Here is a 15301-nt window from a genome sequence, read left to right as displayed (position 1 = left end):
CCCGCCCCCTCACCACCGGCCCCGATCCCACCGGGCAAGCCCCGCAAGGCGGCCGTCGCCGCCTGGATCGGCAGCGCCCTGGAGTACTACGACTTCTTCATCTACGGCAGCGCCGCGGCCCTGATCTTCCCCAAGGTCTTCTTCGACCCGGACCATCCCGCGACCGCGACCCTGATCTCGCTGGGCACCTTCGGGGTGGCGTACGCGACCCGGCCGCTCGGGGCGCTGTTCCTCGGACACATCGGCGACCGGCTCGGCCGACGCCGGGTGATGGTCCTGACCCTGATCCTGATGGGCATCTCCACGTTCCTCATCGGCGCGCTGCCCACCTACGACCAGATCGGCGCCGCCGCCCCCGTCCTGCTGGTCCTGATGCGCATGCTCCAGGGCGTCTCGGCGGCGGGCGAGCAGGCCGGCGCCAGCTCGATGACGCTGGAACACGCCCCCGAGGACCGGCGCGGCTACTACTCCAGCTTCACCCTGAACGGCACCCAGGCGGGCCAGATCCTCGCCACCCTGATCTTCATCCCGGTCGCCGCGCTCCCCGACGACCAGCTCTACACCTGGGGTTGGCGGATCCCGTTCCTGCTCAGCGCCCTCGTCGCGCTGGCCGGGTATCTGATCCGGCGCAATCTGGAGGAGACCCCCGTCTTCCGGCAGGAGTCGGCGGACCGGGCGTCGGCGGGCGCGGCGCCGGCCGAACTGCCGCTCGTCCATCTGCTGCGCCACCACTGGGCCGATGTGCTGCGCGTCGTCGCGGCGGCCACCATCGCGACCGTCTCCACGATCTTCACCGTCTGGGCGCTGTCGTACGCGACCGGGGACGCCGTCGGCATGGGCAAGACGGCCATGCTGTGGGTCGGGGTGAGCGCCAACGCCGTGGCCCTGCTGACCATCCCGCTGTGGGCGAGGCTCTCGGACCGGATCGGCCGCAAGCCGGTCTTCCTCATCGGCTCGCTCGGCTCCGGGGTGATGGTCTTCGGCTATCTCTGGGCGATCTCCACCGGCTCCTATCCGCTGGTGTTCCTCACCGGCATCGTGTTCTTCGGTGTGGTCTACAGCGCGGCCAACGGCATCTGGCCCGCCCTGTACGGGGAGATGTTCTCCACCCGGGTGCGGCTCTCGGGCATGGCGATCGGCACCCAGATCGGCTTCGCCTTCGCCGGGTTCGCCGTGAGCTTCGCGGCGAGCATCGCAGGCCCCGACGGGGACAACTGGGTGGGCGTCGGGATCTTCACCGCCGCCTTCTGCGCACTCAGCTCGCTCGCGGTGGCGACCGGCCGGGAGACTCACCGGGTGCCCACCGCGCGGCTCGGCGCCGGGCGCGGCCCGGCGGGCGGCGGCGCGGACGGGAAGACCCCGTCCGGGACCGGCGACCCGCGCTCCGTGCCCGCCTGACCGAACGGAACGGCCCCGGACCCGGCCCCGGACCCGACAGTCCCGGGCCGGGAACGGAACGGCCCCGGACCCGACAGTCCCGGGCCGGGGCCGCGCACCCCCGGACCCCACACCCCCCTCACCGGAAAGATCACGATGACCGACCCCTCCGGCTCCGCCCAGGACCGCCCCGTACCCGTCCTCGTGCCGAACGGCCCCGACCTCGATCTCCTCGGGGTACGGGAGCCCGAGGTGTACAGCGAGGAGCCCCTCGCCGGGATCGAGGCGCTGTGCCGCGCCACCGCGGCCGAACACGGCCCGCGGGCCGACTTCCGGCAGAGCGACCACGAGGGAGTGCTGACCGACGCCGTGCAGGAGGCCCGTACCGCGCACCGGGGCATCCTCATCAACCCGGCCGGCTACGGCCACACATCGGTGGCGCCGCGCGAAGCGCCGGCCGCCGCGGACCTGCCCGTGGTGGAGGTCCGTCTCTCCGACATCCACGCCCGGGAGCCGTTCCGGCACTTCTCGTACGTGTCGGCCGTCGCCGCCACCGTGATCCGCGGAGCGGGCGCCCACGGCCACGCGCGCGGGCCGGCGCGGCCGACCCGGCTGACGGCGGTGGCCCGATGACCGGCGCCGCGTACCTGACCGGTCTGATCGGCGCGGGCATCGGCCCCTCGCTCAGCCCCGCGCTGCACGAGCGGGAGGCGGACCGGCACGGGCTGCGGCTGCTCTACCGCGTCATCGACATCGACCGGCTGGGGCTGGGGCCCGAGGCGGTCGGGGAGCTGGTGCGGGCGGCGCGCTCGCTCGGGTTCGACGGGCTGAACATCACGCACCCGTGCAAACAGCTGGTGATCGAGCACCTGGACGAACTGTCCCCGGGGGCCGCGGCGCTCGGCGCGGTCAACACCGTCGTGTTCCGGGACGGGCGGGCCGTCGGCCACAACACCGATGTCACCGGCTTCGCGCGCTCCTTCGCCCGGGGGCTGCCCGGGGTCCCCACCGGCCGGGTGGTCCAGCTCGGCGCGGGCGGAGCGGGCGCGGCCGTCGCGCACGCGCTGCTCACCCTCGGCACGGACCGGCTGGCGCTGGCCGACACCGACCACGCGCGCGCGGTGGCCCTCGCCACCGCGCTCAACGCGCACTTCGGGCCCGGCCGCGCGAGCGCCCTCCCCGGCCGTGACCTGGCCGGGCGGCTCGCCCGCGCCGACGGCCTCGTCCACGCGACGCCCACCGGCATGGCGGGCCACCCCGGGCTGCCGCTGCCCGCGGGGCTGCTGCGGCCGGGGCTGTGGGTCGCCGAGGTGGTCTACCGGCCGCTCGACACCGAACTCGTGCGGCGGGCCCGCGAGCTGGGCTGCGCCACCCTCGACGGCGGCGCCATGGCGGTCTTCCAGGCCGCCGACGCGTTCCGGCTGTTCACCGGCCTGGAGCCGCACCCCGACCGGATGCTCGACGACTTCGCCGATCTCGTCGGCGCCCCCACCCCGTGAGGAAGCCCGCCATGAAGACCACCACGAGGACGACCACCACGAGGAAGCCCGCAGCCGGTGCGTCCGACCCGCGCGAGACCCCGCGCGGGCCCGCGCCGCGCACGTCCATCGCCACGGTGTCGCTGAGCGGCTCCCTCTCCGAGAAACTCGGCGCCGCCGCGGCGGCCGGGTTCGACGGGGTCGAGATCTTCGAGAACGATCTGATCGCGAGCCCGCTGAGCCCCGAGGAGGTCCGTACCCGCGCCGCCGATCTGGGGCTGACCATCGACCTCTACCAGCCGTTCCGGGACGCGGAGGCCGTACCCGAGGAGATCCTCCGCCGCAATCTGCGGCGCGCGGAGCGGAAGTTCGCGCTGATGGAGCGGCTCGGCGCCGATCTGCTGCTGGTCTGCTCCAGCGTCTCGCCCGACGCGGTCGACGACGACGCGCTCGCCGCCGAGCATCTGCACCGGCTCGCCTCGCTGGCCTCGGAGCACGGGATCCGGCTCGCCTACGAGGCGCTCGCCTGGGGGCGGCACGTCCACACCTACGACCATGCCTGGCGCATCGTCGAGGCGGCGGACCATCCGGCGCTCGGCGTCTGTCTGGACAGCTTCCACATCCTGTCGCGCGGGTCGGATCCCCGGGGCATCGAGGAGATCCCCGGGGAGAAGATCTTCTTCCTCCAGTTGGCGGACGCTCCCCGGATCGCCATGGACGTCCTCCAGTGGAGCCGCCATTTCCGCTGCTTCCCCGGCCAGGGCGACTTCGACCTCGCGGGCCTGGTGGGACACGCCGTACGGGCCGGTTACACCGGGCCGCTGTCCCTGGAGGTGTTCAACGACGTCTTCCGGCAGGGGGACGCGGCGCGTACGGCGGTCGACGCGCTGCGCTCGCTGCTCGTCCTGGAGGAGTCGGCGGGGCTGAGCACGCCGCCCCCGCCCGTCGTGCCGACGGGGTTCGCCTTCGCCGAGCTGGTCGCCTCCGACACCGAGCCGCTGCGCTCACTGCTGCGGACGCTCGGCTTCGCCAGGACGGGACGGCACGCCACCAAGCCGGTCGACCTGTGGGAGCAGGGCGAGGCGCGGATCCTGCTCAGCGGCGCGGGGAGCGGCCGACGGGACGGGGCGCGACTCGCCGCCCTCGGCCTGGAGACGCCCGACCAGGACGCGGCCGTACGGCGGGCCGAGGCGCTGCTGGCACCGGTCGTGCCGCGCCGACGCGCCGAGCGGGACGCGCCGCTGGACGCGGTGGCGGCGCCGGACGGCACCGAGCTGTTCTTCTGCGGTACGGGGACGGGCGGGACGGCGGACGGGACGGACCGGGCGGACCGGGCGGACCGGGCGGACGGAACGGACCGGGCGGACGGGGCGGCGGTCGGCGCCGCGGGCTGGCGCGACGACTTCCCGGCGGTCCCGGGCACCACCGCCCCCGGAACCACCGCCCCCGGAACCGCCGGTCCCGGAGCCACCGACCCCGGGCCCGATCGTGCCGGGGAGGCCACCGGCCTCACACGTATCGACCATGTCGCGCTCCCCCAGCCCTGGCACCAGTTCGACGAGGCGTCCCTCTTCCACCGGAGCGTGCTGGGCCTCGAACCGGACGAGAGCCTGGATCTGGCGGACCCGTTCGGGCTGGTGCGCAGCCGCGCGGTGGCCGGCCCGGACGGCTCCGTGCGGATCGCCCTGAACGTCGCCCCGGGGCCCGGCGAGCGGGCCGCGCGCCCGCAGCACATCGCGCTGGCCACCGACGACATCGTGGCCACCGCGCGCCGGCTGCGCGAGCGCGGCGCCGGGCTGCTGCGCGTCCCCGACAACTACTACGACGATCTGGAGGCCCACTACACCTGGGCGCCGGGGAGAGTGGCCACGCTGCGCGCGTACGGCATCCTCTACGACCGCGACGCGGACGGGGAGTTCCACCACTTCTACACCACCACGGTGGGGCGGGTCTTCTTCGAGATCGTGCAGCGCACCGGCGGCTACCGGGGCTACGGCGCCAGGAACGCGCCCGTACGCCTCGCGGCCCAGCACGCCGCCGCGCGGGGGTGAGGGCTCAGGACCGGCCGGAGGCCGCTCGTTAGACTCGGGGCCCACCAAGCACTTCGCCGCGAGGAGCCCCATGGCAGCCGCCGTCCCCCCGCCGACACCCCCGGTCACGCGCACGCGGGACGCGGCGAGGACCCGGGAGGAGATCCTCGACGTGGCGACACGGGAGTTCGCCCGGCTCGGGTACGCGGGTGCCCGGGTGGACGAGATCGCGGCGCGCACCCGGACCACCAAGCGGATGATCTACTACTACTTCGGCAGCAAGGAACAGCTGTTCACGACGGTGCTGGAGCGGGCGTACGGGGTGATACGGGCCGCCGAGCAGGAGATCGACGTCGCGCATCTGGACCCGGTCTCCGCCATCCGGCGGCTGGCCGAGGTGACGTTCGACCACCACGAGGCGCACCCGGACTTCATCCGCCTCGTCTCGATCGAGAACATCCACGAGGCCGAGCACATCGCGGCCTCCCCGACGCTCGGCTCGCTCAACTCCCCCGCGATCGTGGTCATCGGCCGGATCCTGGACGAGGGCCGGGCGCAGGGCGTCTTCACCGCCGGGGTCGACGCCGTCGACCTGCACGCGATGATCAGCTCGTTCTGCTTCTTCCGGGTGGCCAACAGGCACACGTTCAGCAGCCTGTTCGGGCGCGATCTGACGGCTCCGGACCGGCGGGAGCACTATCGCGCGCTGCTGGGCGACATGGTGATCGCCTACCTCACGGCCGACGCCTGAGGCCGGTGGGGGCCGCCCGGCCCCCACCGGCCCTCGACCGTCGGCCCTCGGTCGTCAGCCGTCGGTCCTCGGCCGTCAGCCGTCGGCCCTCGACCGTCAGCCGCCAGCGGTCAGCCGTCGCCGAACGTCTCGCCCCGCTCCGCCTTGGCCACCAGCAGCGCCGGGGGCTCGAAGCGCTCGCCGTACAGCTCCGCCAGCTCCCGGGCGCGCGCGACGAAGCCGGGCAGCGCGCCCTCGTACCCGTTGACGTACTGGAGCACGCCGCCGGTCCAGGCGGGGAAGCCGATGCCCATGAGGGAGCCGATGTTGGCGTCGGCGACCGAGGTCAGCACGTTCTCCTCCAGACAGCGGACGGCGTCCAGCGCCTCGGCGAAGAGCAGCCGCTCCTTCATGTCGGTGAAGGGGACGTCGGTGGCCTCCGTGCAGAAGTGCTCGCGCAGCCCCGGCCACAGCCGGACGCGCGCCCCGTTCTCGTCGTACTCGTAGAAGCCCGCGCCCGCGGCGCGCCCCGGGCGGTCGAACTCGTCGATCATCTGGTCGACCACCCAGTCGGCGGGGTGGCCGGTCCAGACGCCGCCGGCCTCCTCCGCGGCCCGCTTCGCCTCCTCGCGGATGGCGCGCGGCAGGGTGAGCGTCAGCTCGTCCATGAGGGCCAGGACCTTGGCCGGGTAGCCGGCCTGCGCGGCGGCCTGTTCCACCGAGGCGGGCTCGATGCCCTCGCCGATCATCGCGACCCCCTCGTTGAGGAACCGCCCGATCACCCGCGAGGTGAAGAAGCCCCGCGCGTCGTTGACGACGATCGGGGTCTTGCCGAGCGCGCGCACCAGATCGAAGGCGCGCGCGAGGGCCTCCTCGCCGGTCCGGCCGCCCTTGACGATCTCGACCAGCGGCATCCGGTCGGCCGGTGAGAAGAAGTGCAGCCCGATGAAGTCGGCCGGCCTGTCGACGCCTTCGGCCAGCTCGGTGATGGGCAGGGTGGAGGTGTTGGAGCACAGCAGTGCGTCGGGCTCCACCAGGTCGCACACCTCCTGGAAGACCTTCCTCTTGAGTGCGACGTCCTCGAAGACCGCCTCGATGACGACATCGCACCCGGCGAGAGCGGCGGCGTCGGCGGTGGGGGTGATCCGGGCCAGCAGCGCGTCACGGTCGGCCTCGGTGGTGCGGCCCCTGGCGAGCGCCTGGGCGAGCCGCTCGCGCGCGTACTCCTTGCCCCGTTCGGCGGCTTCCGGGGAGACGTCCTTGAGGACGACGTCGCATCCGGCGCGGGCGCACGCGTACGCGATGCCCGCGCCCATCATCCCGGCGCCCAGGACCGCCACCTTGCGCACCTCGCGGCGCGGCAGGCCGGCCGGGCGGCTCGCACCGGAGTTGACGGCCTGGAGGTCGAAGAAGAACGCCCGCATCATGTTCTTGGCGGTCTGACCGGTCACCAGCCCGGTGAAGTAGCGGGCCTCGACGGTCTGCGCGGTCTCGAAGTCGACCTGGGCGCCCTCGACGGCCGCGGCGAGGATCGCACGCGGCGCCGGGAACGGGGCGCCACCGAGCCGCTTGGTCAAGTTGGCGGGGAAAGACGGCAGTTGGGCGGCGACGGGGCCACCGGCCGGGGTGCCGCCCGGCATCCGGTACCCCTGGGTGTCCCAGGGCTGCGCCGACTCGGGGTGGGCGTCGATGAAGGCGCGGGCCCTGGCGAGCATCTCCTCCTCGGTGGCGGCGACTTCGTGCACCAGGCCGTTCTCCAGCGCGAGCGCCGGAGGGTACTGGGTGCCCTGGAGCAGTACGGTGCCCAGCGCGTCGGCCAGGCCGAGGAGCCGCACGGTACGGGTGACGCCGCCGCCGGCCGGCAGCAGTCCGAGCGTGACCTCGGGCAGCCCGATCCGGGAGCCGGGGGCGTCGAGGGCGATGCGGTGGTGGCAGGCGAGGGCGATCTCGTAACCGCCGCCCAGGGCCGCCCCGTTGATGGCGGCGACCACCGGCTTGCCGAGGGTTTCGATGCGGCGCAGGGCGTGTTTGACGGCCATGCCGCCCGCGAAGATCCGCGGGGCGTCGGCCGGTCCGTACCGGATCATGTCCTTGAGGTCGCCGCCCGCGAAGAAGGTCTTCTTGGCGGAGGTGATGACGATGCCCCGGATGGAGTCCCGCTCGGCCTCCGCGCGGTCGGCGACGGCGGCGAGGGAGTCCCGGAACGCCTGGTTCATGGTGTTGGCGGACCGGTCGGGGTCGTCGAGGACCAGGGTGACGACTCCGGTGCCGTCCTGTTCCCAGCGGATGGCGGGGGTGGCCCGAGTGTCCGGGGCGGTGGGCTCGCTCATGCTGCTGCTCCGTAGGGGGAGTTCCGGATCGGGGGTCGGGTGCGGAACCGGTCGGGTCAGACGCGTTCGACGACGGTGGCGACGCCCATGCCGCCGCCGACGCAGAGCGTGACGAGCCCGTACCGCTTGTCCTGGCGCTCCAGTTCGTCCACGAGGGTGCCCAGGAGCATCGCGCCGGTGGCTCCGAGCGGGTGGCCGAGCGCGATGGCGCCGCCGTTGACGTTGACCTTGTCCAGGGTGAGGTCCATGTCGTCCACGAAGCGCAGCACGACGGCGGCGAAGGCTTCGTTCATCTCCACGAGGTCGATGTCCTCGATGGTCAGACCGGCCTTGGCGAGGGCCTTGCGGGTGGCGGGCGCCGGTCCGGTGAGCATGATCGTCGGCTCGGATCCGGAGACGGCGGCGGAGACGATCCGGGCGCGCGGCGTCAGCCCGTACCGTTCGCCGGTCGCGCGGGAGCCGATGGCGACGAGGGCCGCGCCGTCCACGATGCCGGAGGAGTTGCCCGCGTGGTGGACGTGGTCGATGGCCTCGACCCAGTGGTACGTGCGCAGGGCGACGGCGTCGAAGCCGCCCGTATCGCCGATCCGCGCGAAGGACGGCTTCAGCGCGGCGAGCGAGTCGGCGGTGGTGCCGGGGCGCGGGTGCTCGTCGTGGTCGAGGACGGTGAGCCCGTTGGGGTCGAGGACCGGGACGATCGAGCGGGCGAAGCGGCCCTCCTTCACCGCCGCCGCGGCCCGCTCCTGGGAGAGCGCGGCGTACTCGTCGACGTCGCGCCTGCTGTAGCCGCCGAGGGTGGCGATCAGGTCGGCGCCGATGCCCTGGGGGGCGAAGCCGGTGGCGAAGCTGGTCATCGGGTCCATCGCCCAGGCGCCGCCGTCGGAGCCCATCGGCACCCGCGACATGGACTCGACGCCGCCCGCGAGAACGAGGTCCTCCCAGCCTGAACGGACCTTGGCGGCGGCCAGGTTGACGGCTTCGAGACCGGAGGCACAGAAGCGGTTCTCCTGTACCCCGGCGACGGAGTCGGGCAGTCCGGCGGCGATCGCCGCGATGCGGGCGATGTCGGAGCCCTGGTCACCGAGCGGGCTGACCACCCCGAGGACGATGTCGTCGATGGCCGCCGGGTCGAGCCCGGGGAGGCGGGCGCGCAGCTCGTGGATCAGGCCGACGACGAGGTCGACGGGCTTGGTGCCGTGCAGGGCTCCGGTCGCCTTGCCCCGGCCGCGCGGGGTGCGGATCGCGTCGTACACGTACGCTTCGTTGCTCACGGCGACTGCCTTTCGGTTCGGGCGGTGAGGGTGTCTCAGGTGTTCGGGGCGCCGCTCGGCAGCTCCCAGTCACGGGCCACCTCGGCGGCGTCCGCACCGGGCCTGGCGGGCGCACGGCGCACGGAGGCCGGGGTGGCGGAGAAGCGGGGCGCGGGGGCGGGCTGCAGGAGACCGGCGTGGTCGGTGAAGGTGGCGCGGGCCGCGAGATGCGGGTGGCCGGGGGCCTCGCGGAGCGAGAGCACCGGCGCGACGCAGGCGTCGGACCCGGCGAAGATCTCCGTCCACTGCTCCCGGGTCCGCTTCCTGAACCGGGCGGCGACCGCGTCCCGCAGCTCGTCCCAGCGGTCGATGTCGTTGCGGGCGGGCAGCTCGTCGGCGATGCCCAGCAGCTCCACGAACTGCCGGTAGAACCGCTGTTCCAGCGCGCCGACCGCCATGTACCCGCCGTCGGCGGTCTCGTACGAACCGTAGAAGGGGCTGGCGCCGTCGAGCAGGTTGGCCCCGCGCCTGTCCTGCCAGCCGCCCGCCGCCATCATGGCGTGGATCATGGTGGTGAGGTGGGCGGTGCCGTCCACGATCGCCGCGTCCACGACCTGTCCCGCGCCGTCCGGGGTACGGGCGTGCTGGAGCGCCGCGAGCACGCCGATGACCAGGTAGAGCGCGCCGCCCGCGTAGTCGCCGAGCAGGTTGGCCGGGAGCGCGGGCGGCTCACCGTCCTTGCCGATCATGGACAGGGCGCCGGTCACGGCGATGTAGTCGATGTCGTGTCCCGCGCTCCGCGCGAGCGGCCCTTCCTGCCCCCAGCCGGTCATCCGGCCGTACACCAGGCGGGGGTTGCGCTCCAGACAGGGGCCGGGACCGATACCGAGGCGCTCGGCGACGCCCGGCCGGTATCCCTCGATCAGGATGTCGGCGCGCTCGGCCAGTTCGAGGACGCGGGCGGCTCCTTCGTCGGCCTTGAGGTCGATGAGCACGGAGCGCTTGTTGCGGTTGGTGAGGTCGTACGCCGGGTCGATGCCCAGCCCCGGGCCGCCCGGCCGGTCGACGCGTACGACATCGGCGCCGAGGTCGGCCAGTGTCATGGCGGCGAAGGGCCCGGGGCCGATGCCCGCCAGCTCGACCACGCGTACACCGGTCAGTGGACCGTTTCCTGTCGCCACCATGAGGCCCCCAGCGCTTGTCCGACGTACGGGTCGTGATGCCGGGTGCCCGTCCCGCCCCGACTCGGCCGTCGGGGTGAGCAAGCGCTCAGCGCCTACGAGCCTACGCCGTGGGACGGGCCGGTTCCCCCGCCGGTGTCACTCTCGTCCGTCCGGCGCGGCCCCCGGCGGAGCCGCCGTTGCCGCGGTCGCCTCGCGCAGCGCCCGGCGGCACAGGGCGTCGGCGTGCCGGGTGGACTCGGGCAGCCGGTAGCGCGGGGTGAGGCGCAGGGTGTGGGCGCGGGCGGTGGGCAGGTCGACGCGGTGGCCGACCGAGACGAAGACGGGTTTGACGCCGTCCCGGGTGCGCAGCGCGGCGCCGACCTCCTCGCCGTCGTCCGCCAGCAGCGGCGAGGAGTCCCCGCGCCGGGTGCCGGGCGGCTCGTACGAGAAGGTGAAGGGGTTCTTCGCGACGCCGATCGACGGCAGTCCGGTCACCACCCCGAGATGGGCGGCGAGCCCGAAGCGGCGCGGGTGGGCGAGACCGTACCCGTCGCACACGACCAGACCGGGGTCCGACGTCAGGGACTCCAGGGCGGCCAGGACGGTGGGGATCTCCCGGAAGGCCAGCAGTCCCGGCACGTAGGGGAAGCTGACCCGGCCGACGGCCGTGGCCTCCTCGACGACGTCGAGGGTGGCCGCGTCCAGCACGACGGCGGCCGCCGCGACGATGTCGCGCTCGTCGTCGTAGGCCACGTCGACTCCGGTGACGCGGCCGGTGCCGGGCGGCGGGCCGGGCTCGTCGCGCACGACCAGGCCGCGCAGCTCGTCCTGGAGGGCGCGGGCCTCGGCCTCGTCGGCGGGGGTTCTGATCGTCTTCATGGCGGTGACAGCGTAGGGCCTGCCCGCTCGGGCCCGGGTCAGGCGCTCCTCGGTCCGGCGCTCCTCGGTCCGGTGCTCCTCGGTCCGGCACTCCTCGGTCCGTGCCCCTCGGCCCGGCGCTCCTCGGCCCGGCGCTCCTTGGTCCGTGCTCCGGGCGGTCATAGGCTGCTGATCATGTTCGTACTGGAATTGACCTACACGCAGCCCATCGAGCGCGTCGAGGAGCTGCTGGACGCCCATGTCGCCTGGCTGGACGCCGGATACGCGGCCGGTACCCTCATCGCCTCCGGCCGCAAGAACCCGCGCGACGGCGGGGTGCTCCTGGCGGTCGGGGCGGACCGCCAGGAGATGGAACGGCTCACGGCGGCCGACCCGTTCGTGACCGGAGGCGTCTGCGCCTACCGGATCACCGAGTTCACCGCGACCAGGACGGCGCCCGCGCTGGAGCCGTACCGCGAACAGATCTGAGCCGGGACGGCCGGGGCGCCCGCGGCGTCTTCACCGAACGGTGACACAACTCACTCCCATTTCCGCGCACGTATCGGGCCGCTCCGCCGTCTTTCCCTGTGGACCGTCTTTCCCGCCGGGAAGACCGCGATCGACCTCCGGTCCGACGCCTGTCGGGCCACCGTGCGACGAAGGGGAGCAGGACATGTCACCCGTCATCGAGCAGGCCGTGCAGGCCAGACTCGTTTCGTCCGCCCCCCGGATGGAGACCGTTCCCGCGACGCTGCTGTACGACCGCGAGGACCCCTTCGCCGTACGGATGTCCTTCCCGCCCCCGGCGACGCTGGAGGGCACGGAGGTGACGTGGGAGTTCTCCCGCGAGCTGCTGGCCACCGGGGTGACGGAGGCCGCCGGTTTCGGCGATGTGCGGGTGCGGCCCTTCGGGTACGGCCGTACGGTCCTGGAGTTCCACGCCCCCGAGGGCACCGCGATGGTCCATCTGCGCACCTCGGAGCTGCGGCGCTTCCTGGACCGGGTCGAGGGGCTCGTACCGTCCGGCCGTGAGCACCTGTATCTGAACCTGGACCACGACCTGACCGAGCTGCTGCGGGACGCGCGCTGAGCCTGCCGCGCGACGCGCGGGACCCGTCGAACACGCGGGACCCGTCGGACACACGGGCCGAATAATCGCGTTGACGCGCGCCGAGTCCCTTCCCTACCGTCGGTCATGTCCTGTTGTCGTCGATCGGAGTAGGACGTTGCGCATCTGAGGTCCTGAGACACCGTGCCGCCGGCCCGCCGTTCCCTCGGCCGCCGCGCGGATCGTGTGTGACCTCGGCTGCCCAGCCGTACTCCCGACCGGGTTCTCTCCCGTCCGCCCAGGACTCTCCGGATCGCGGTGTCTCCCCCCGCTGCCCCCAACCGCCGGGTTCCCGCCGCGTCCACGCGCCCCGGGGACCCCCGCCGCGACCGGAGACCTGTCATGGCCCACTCCCCCACCCACATCACCTGTACCGCGGTGTCCTTCGCCTGGCCCGACGGGACCGAGGTGTTCGACCACCTCCAACTGGCCGTCGGCGCCGGCAGAACCGGCCTGATCGGCCTCAACGGATGCGGAAAGTCGACCCTGTTGAAGCTCGTAGCAGGTGATCTCGCCCCCACCGAGGGCCGGATCGACGTCACCGGCGAGGTCGGATACCTCCCGCAGAGCGTGGTGCTGGACACCGCGCTCCGGGTGGACGAGGCCCTCGGCGTCGCCGCGACCCGCGCCGCGCTGCACGCCATCGAGGCGGGCGACGCGCGCGAGGAGCACTTCACCACCGTCGGCGACGGCTGGGACGTCGAGGAACGGGCCGTCGCCACCCTCGACCAGCTCGGTCTGGGCCGTATCGGACTCGACCGGACCATCGGCGAGATGTCCGGCGGCGAGTGCGTGCTGCTCCGGCTGGCCGCGCTGCTGCTGGCCCGGCCGGACGTGCTCCTGCTGGACGAGCCGACCAACAACCTCGATCTGCCCGCGCGGCGGCGGCTGTACGACGCCGTCGGCTCCTGGCCGGGCGTGCTGGTCGTGGTCAGCCACGACCGCGACCTGCTGGAGCGCGTCGACCGGATCGCCGAGCTGCGGGACGGCGAGGTGCGCTGGTACGGCGGCGACTACCGCGCCTACGAGGAGGCCCTCGCCCAGGAGCAGGAGGCCGCCGAGCGGATGGTCCGCGTCGCCGAGGCCGACGTACAGCGCCAGAAGCGCGAACTCTCCGAAGCCCAGTCCAAGCTGGCCAGGCGCAAGCGCTACGGCCAGAAGATGTGGGACGGCAAGCGCGAGCCCAAGATCATCATGAACGCGCGCAAACGGGCGGCCCAGGAGTCCGCCGGCAAGCACCGCGTCATGCACACCGAGAAGCTCGGCCAGGCGAAGGAGCGCCTGGGCGAGGCGGTGGAGGCGGTACGGGACGACGACGAGATCAGGATCGCGCTGCCGCACACCGTGGTCCATCCGGGGCGCGGCGTGCTGGCCCTGCGCGACCTGCGGCTGCGCCACGGAGCCGAGGTGCGCGGGGAGTTGGCCGTCCACGGGCCCGAGCGGATCGCGCTGGTGGGACGCAACGGAGCGGGCAAGACCACCTTGCTGCGCACCGTGGCCGGGGAGCTGGCGCCCGTGTCCGGCGAGGCGCTGGCGCGGGTGCCGCTGCGGTTCCTGCCGCAGCGCCTCGATGTCCTCGACGACGGGCTGAGCGTGGTGGAGAACGTCGCGCGGCTCGCCCCTGAGGCGACGAACAACGTGATCAGGGCGCAGCTGGCCCGCTTCCTCTTCCGGGGCGCGCGGGCCGATCAGCGGGCCGGCACGCTGTCGGGCGGAGAGCGGTTCCGCGCCTCGCTCGCGGCCCTGCTGCTGGCCGAGCCCGCGCCGCGCCTGCTGATGCTGGACGAGCCGACGAACAATCTGGACCTCGCGAGCGTGCGCGGGCTCACGGCCGCGCTGGAGGCGTACCGGGGCGCGCTGATCGTGGCGAGCCACGACGTGACGTTCCTGGAGTCGATCGGGATCACCCGCTGGCTGCTGCTCGACGGCGAGCTGCGGGACACCACACCGGAGGAGGTGCGCGCGGCGGACGGGACCCGCTGAGGGCGCCGTACGGCCCGCGAGGCCCGGCCCCGAGGCGGGCCCGGGGGGGCTTGGCCGGGAGCGGGGTCCTGACGTCCCCGTCCTGACACCCCCGTCCGGACCCCGCTCCCGGCCCGCGGCGCCCCGGGGCCATGATGGGCGGGTACCGGCCGACCGCCCCTCATCGCCTCGGAGGCACCCCGTGTCCAGCAGGAAAGCCCTGATCCGCCGCCCGAGCCCGCGTCTGGCCGAGGGGCTGGTGACCCATGTCGAGCGGTCCGCCGTCGATGCCGGGCTCGCGCTGCGGCAGTGGGAGGAGTACGCCCGCACACTGCGCGCGCACGGCTGGGAGACCGTCGAGGTGGCCCCGGTGGACGACTGCCCGGACGGGGTGTTCGTCGAGGACACGGTGGTCATGTTCCGCAACGTGGCCCTGATCTCCCGGCCGGGCGCCCTCGTGCGGCGCCCGGAGACGGCGGCCGTGGAGGAGCGACTCACCGCGCTGGGCTGCTCGGTGAACCGGGTGCGGGAGCCGGGCACCCTCGACGGCGGCGATGTGCTCAAGGTCGGTGACACGCTCTACGTGGGCCGGGGCGGCCGGACCGACGCGGCGGGGGTGGCGCAGCTGCGCGCGGCCTTCGAGCCGCTCGGGGCACGGGTGGTGGCCGTACCCGTGAGCAAGGTGCTGCATCTGAAGTCGGCGGTGACGGCGCTGCCGGACGGGACGGTCATCGGATACGAGCCGCTGGTGGACGCCCCCTCGGTCTTCCCGCGCTTTCTGCCCGTACCGGAGGAGTCCGGTGGCCATGTGGTGCTGCTGGGCGGCGGGAAGCTGCTCATCGCGGCGAGCGCGCCCAGGACCGCCGGGCTGCTGGCGGATCTGGGGTATACCCCGGTTCCGGTCGACATCAGCGAGTTCGAGCGGCTGGAGGGGTGCGTGACCTGCCTCTCGGTACGCGTGCGCGACCTGTACACATAACAGAGCGTAAGGACGTCTTCGGCCACCGGGCTTGGC

The 15301-nt window shown here is 73.6% G+C and carries 13 protein-coding genes; 9 read left to right on the top strand and 4 right to left on the bottom strand.

Going from position 1 to position 15301, the window contains the following annotated elements; genetic code table 11:
- Nucleotides 1-24: 24 nt before the first annotated feature.
- The 5 genes from DVH02_RS03090 to DVH02_RS03070 all read left to right on the top strand — a co-directional run bounded on the left by DVH02_RS03090 (nucleotide 25) and on the right by DVH02_RS03070 (nucleotide 5636).
- Entirely contained in the window at nucleotides 25-1398 is a 1374-nt protein-coding gene (locus DVH02_RS03090) for an MFS transporter (RefSeq protein ID WP_114622110.1), read from the top strand.
- Between the two features lie 135 nt (nucleotides 1399-1533).
- A complete protein-coding gene (locus DVH02_RS03085; protein WP_114622102.1) occupies nucleotides 1534-2010 on the top strand; it encodes a type II 3-dehydroquinate dehydratase in 477 nt (158 codons plus the stop codon).
- Nucleotides 2007-2876, top strand: coding sequence for a shikimate dehydrogenase (locus tag DVH02_RS03080; protein ID WP_114622101.1), 870 nt, complete (start codon nucleotides 2007-2009; stop codon nucleotides 2874-2876). Before DVH02_RS03085 ends, DVH02_RS03080 begins: the two co-directional genes overlap by 4 nt.
- Before the next feature lie 11 nt (nucleotides 2877-2887).
- Nucleotides 2888-4906 carry a bifunctional sugar phosphate isomerase/epimerase/4-hydroxyphenylpyruvate dioxygenase family protein gene (locus DVH02_RS35900; RefSeq protein WP_233518010.1) on the top strand — a complete coding sequence of 673 codons (2019 nt, stop codon included), beginning with the start codon at nucleotides 2888-2890 and terminating at the stop codon, nucleotides 4904-4906.
- A 70-nt stretch (nucleotides 4907-4976) separates the two neighbouring features.
- On the top strand, nucleotides 4977-5636 hold the full coding sequence (locus DVH02_RS03070) for a TetR/AcrR family transcriptional regulator (protein WP_114622100.1): 660 nt from the start codon (nucleotides 4977-4979) through the stop codon (nucleotides 5634-5636).
- Nucleotides 5637-5746: 110 nt separating this feature from the next.
- Here DVH02_RS03070 and DVH02_RS03065 read toward each other — a convergent pair whose 3' ends face one another.
- From DVH02_RS03065 to DVH02_RS03050, 4 genes are all read right to left on the bottom strand, one after another.
- Nucleotides 5747-7945, bottom strand: coding sequence for a 3-hydroxyacyl-CoA dehydrogenase NAD-binding domain-containing protein (locus DVH02_RS03065; RefSeq protein WP_114622099.1), 2199 nt, complete (start codon nucleotides 7943-7945; stop codon nucleotides 5747-5749).
- 56 nt (nucleotides 7946-8001) lie between these two features.
- On the bottom strand, nucleotides 8002-9216 hold the full coding sequence (locus DVH02_RS03060; RefSeq protein ID WP_114622098.1) for an acetyl-CoA C-acetyltransferase: 1215 nt from the start codon (nucleotides 9214-9216) through the stop codon (nucleotides 8002-8004).
- A 35-nt stretch (nucleotides 9217-9251) separates the two neighbouring features.
- Nucleotides 9252-10379, bottom strand: a complete 1128-nt coding sequence (locus tag DVH02_RS03055) for a CaiB/BaiF CoA transferase family protein (protein WP_114622097.1) — start codon at nucleotides 10377-10379, stop codon at nucleotides 9252-9254.
- A 135-nt stretch (nucleotides 10380-10514) separates the two neighbouring features.
- On the bottom strand, nucleotides 10515-11237 hold the full coding sequence (locus DVH02_RS03050; protein WP_114622109.1) for an endonuclease V: 723 nt from the start codon (nucleotides 11235-11237) through the stop codon (nucleotides 10515-10517).
- Between the two features lie 174 nt (nucleotides 11238-11411).
- Between DVH02_RS03050 and DVH02_RS03045 the strand changes: the two genes are divergently transcribed.
- The 4 genes from DVH02_RS03045 (at nucleotide 11412) to ddaH (ending at nucleotide 15265) form a co-directional block, all read left to right on the top strand.
- Nucleotides 11412-11705: a YciI family protein gene (locus tag DVH02_RS03045; protein WP_114622096.1), complete on the top strand. Its 294-nt coding sequence runs from the start codon at nucleotides 11412-11414 to the stop codon at nucleotides 11703-11705.
- Between the two features lie 184 nt (nucleotides 11706-11889).
- Entirely contained in the window at nucleotides 11890-12306 is a 417-nt protein-coding gene (gene ssgD / locus DVH02_RS03040) for a spore wall synthesis regulator SsgD (protein WP_114622095.1), read from the top strand.
- A gap of 360 nt (nucleotides 12307-12666) precedes the next feature.
- Complete coding sequence (locus DVH02_RS03035; protein ID WP_199566144.1) at nucleotides 12667-14307, top strand: ABC-F family ATP-binding cassette domain-containing protein; 1641 nt, start codon at nucleotides 12667-12669, stop codon at nucleotides 14305-14307.
- A gap of 181 nt (nucleotides 14308-14488) precedes the next feature.
- Complete coding sequence (ddaH, locus tag DVH02_RS03030) at nucleotides 14489-15265, top strand: dimethylargininase (protein WP_114622094.1); 777 nt, start codon at nucleotides 14489-14491, stop codon at nucleotides 15263-15265.
- Nucleotides 15266-15301 lie beyond the last annotated feature (36 nt).

The sequence above is a fragment of the Streptomyces corynorhini genome, from assembly GCF_003346515.1.
GTDB classification, from domain to species: Bacteria; Actinomycetota; Actinomycetes; order Streptomycetales; family Streptomycetaceae; genus Streptomyces; species Streptomyces corynorhini.
The sequence above is the reverse complement of the archived record's forward strand: the minus strand, read 5'-3'. Positions and strand labels throughout refer to the sequence as shown.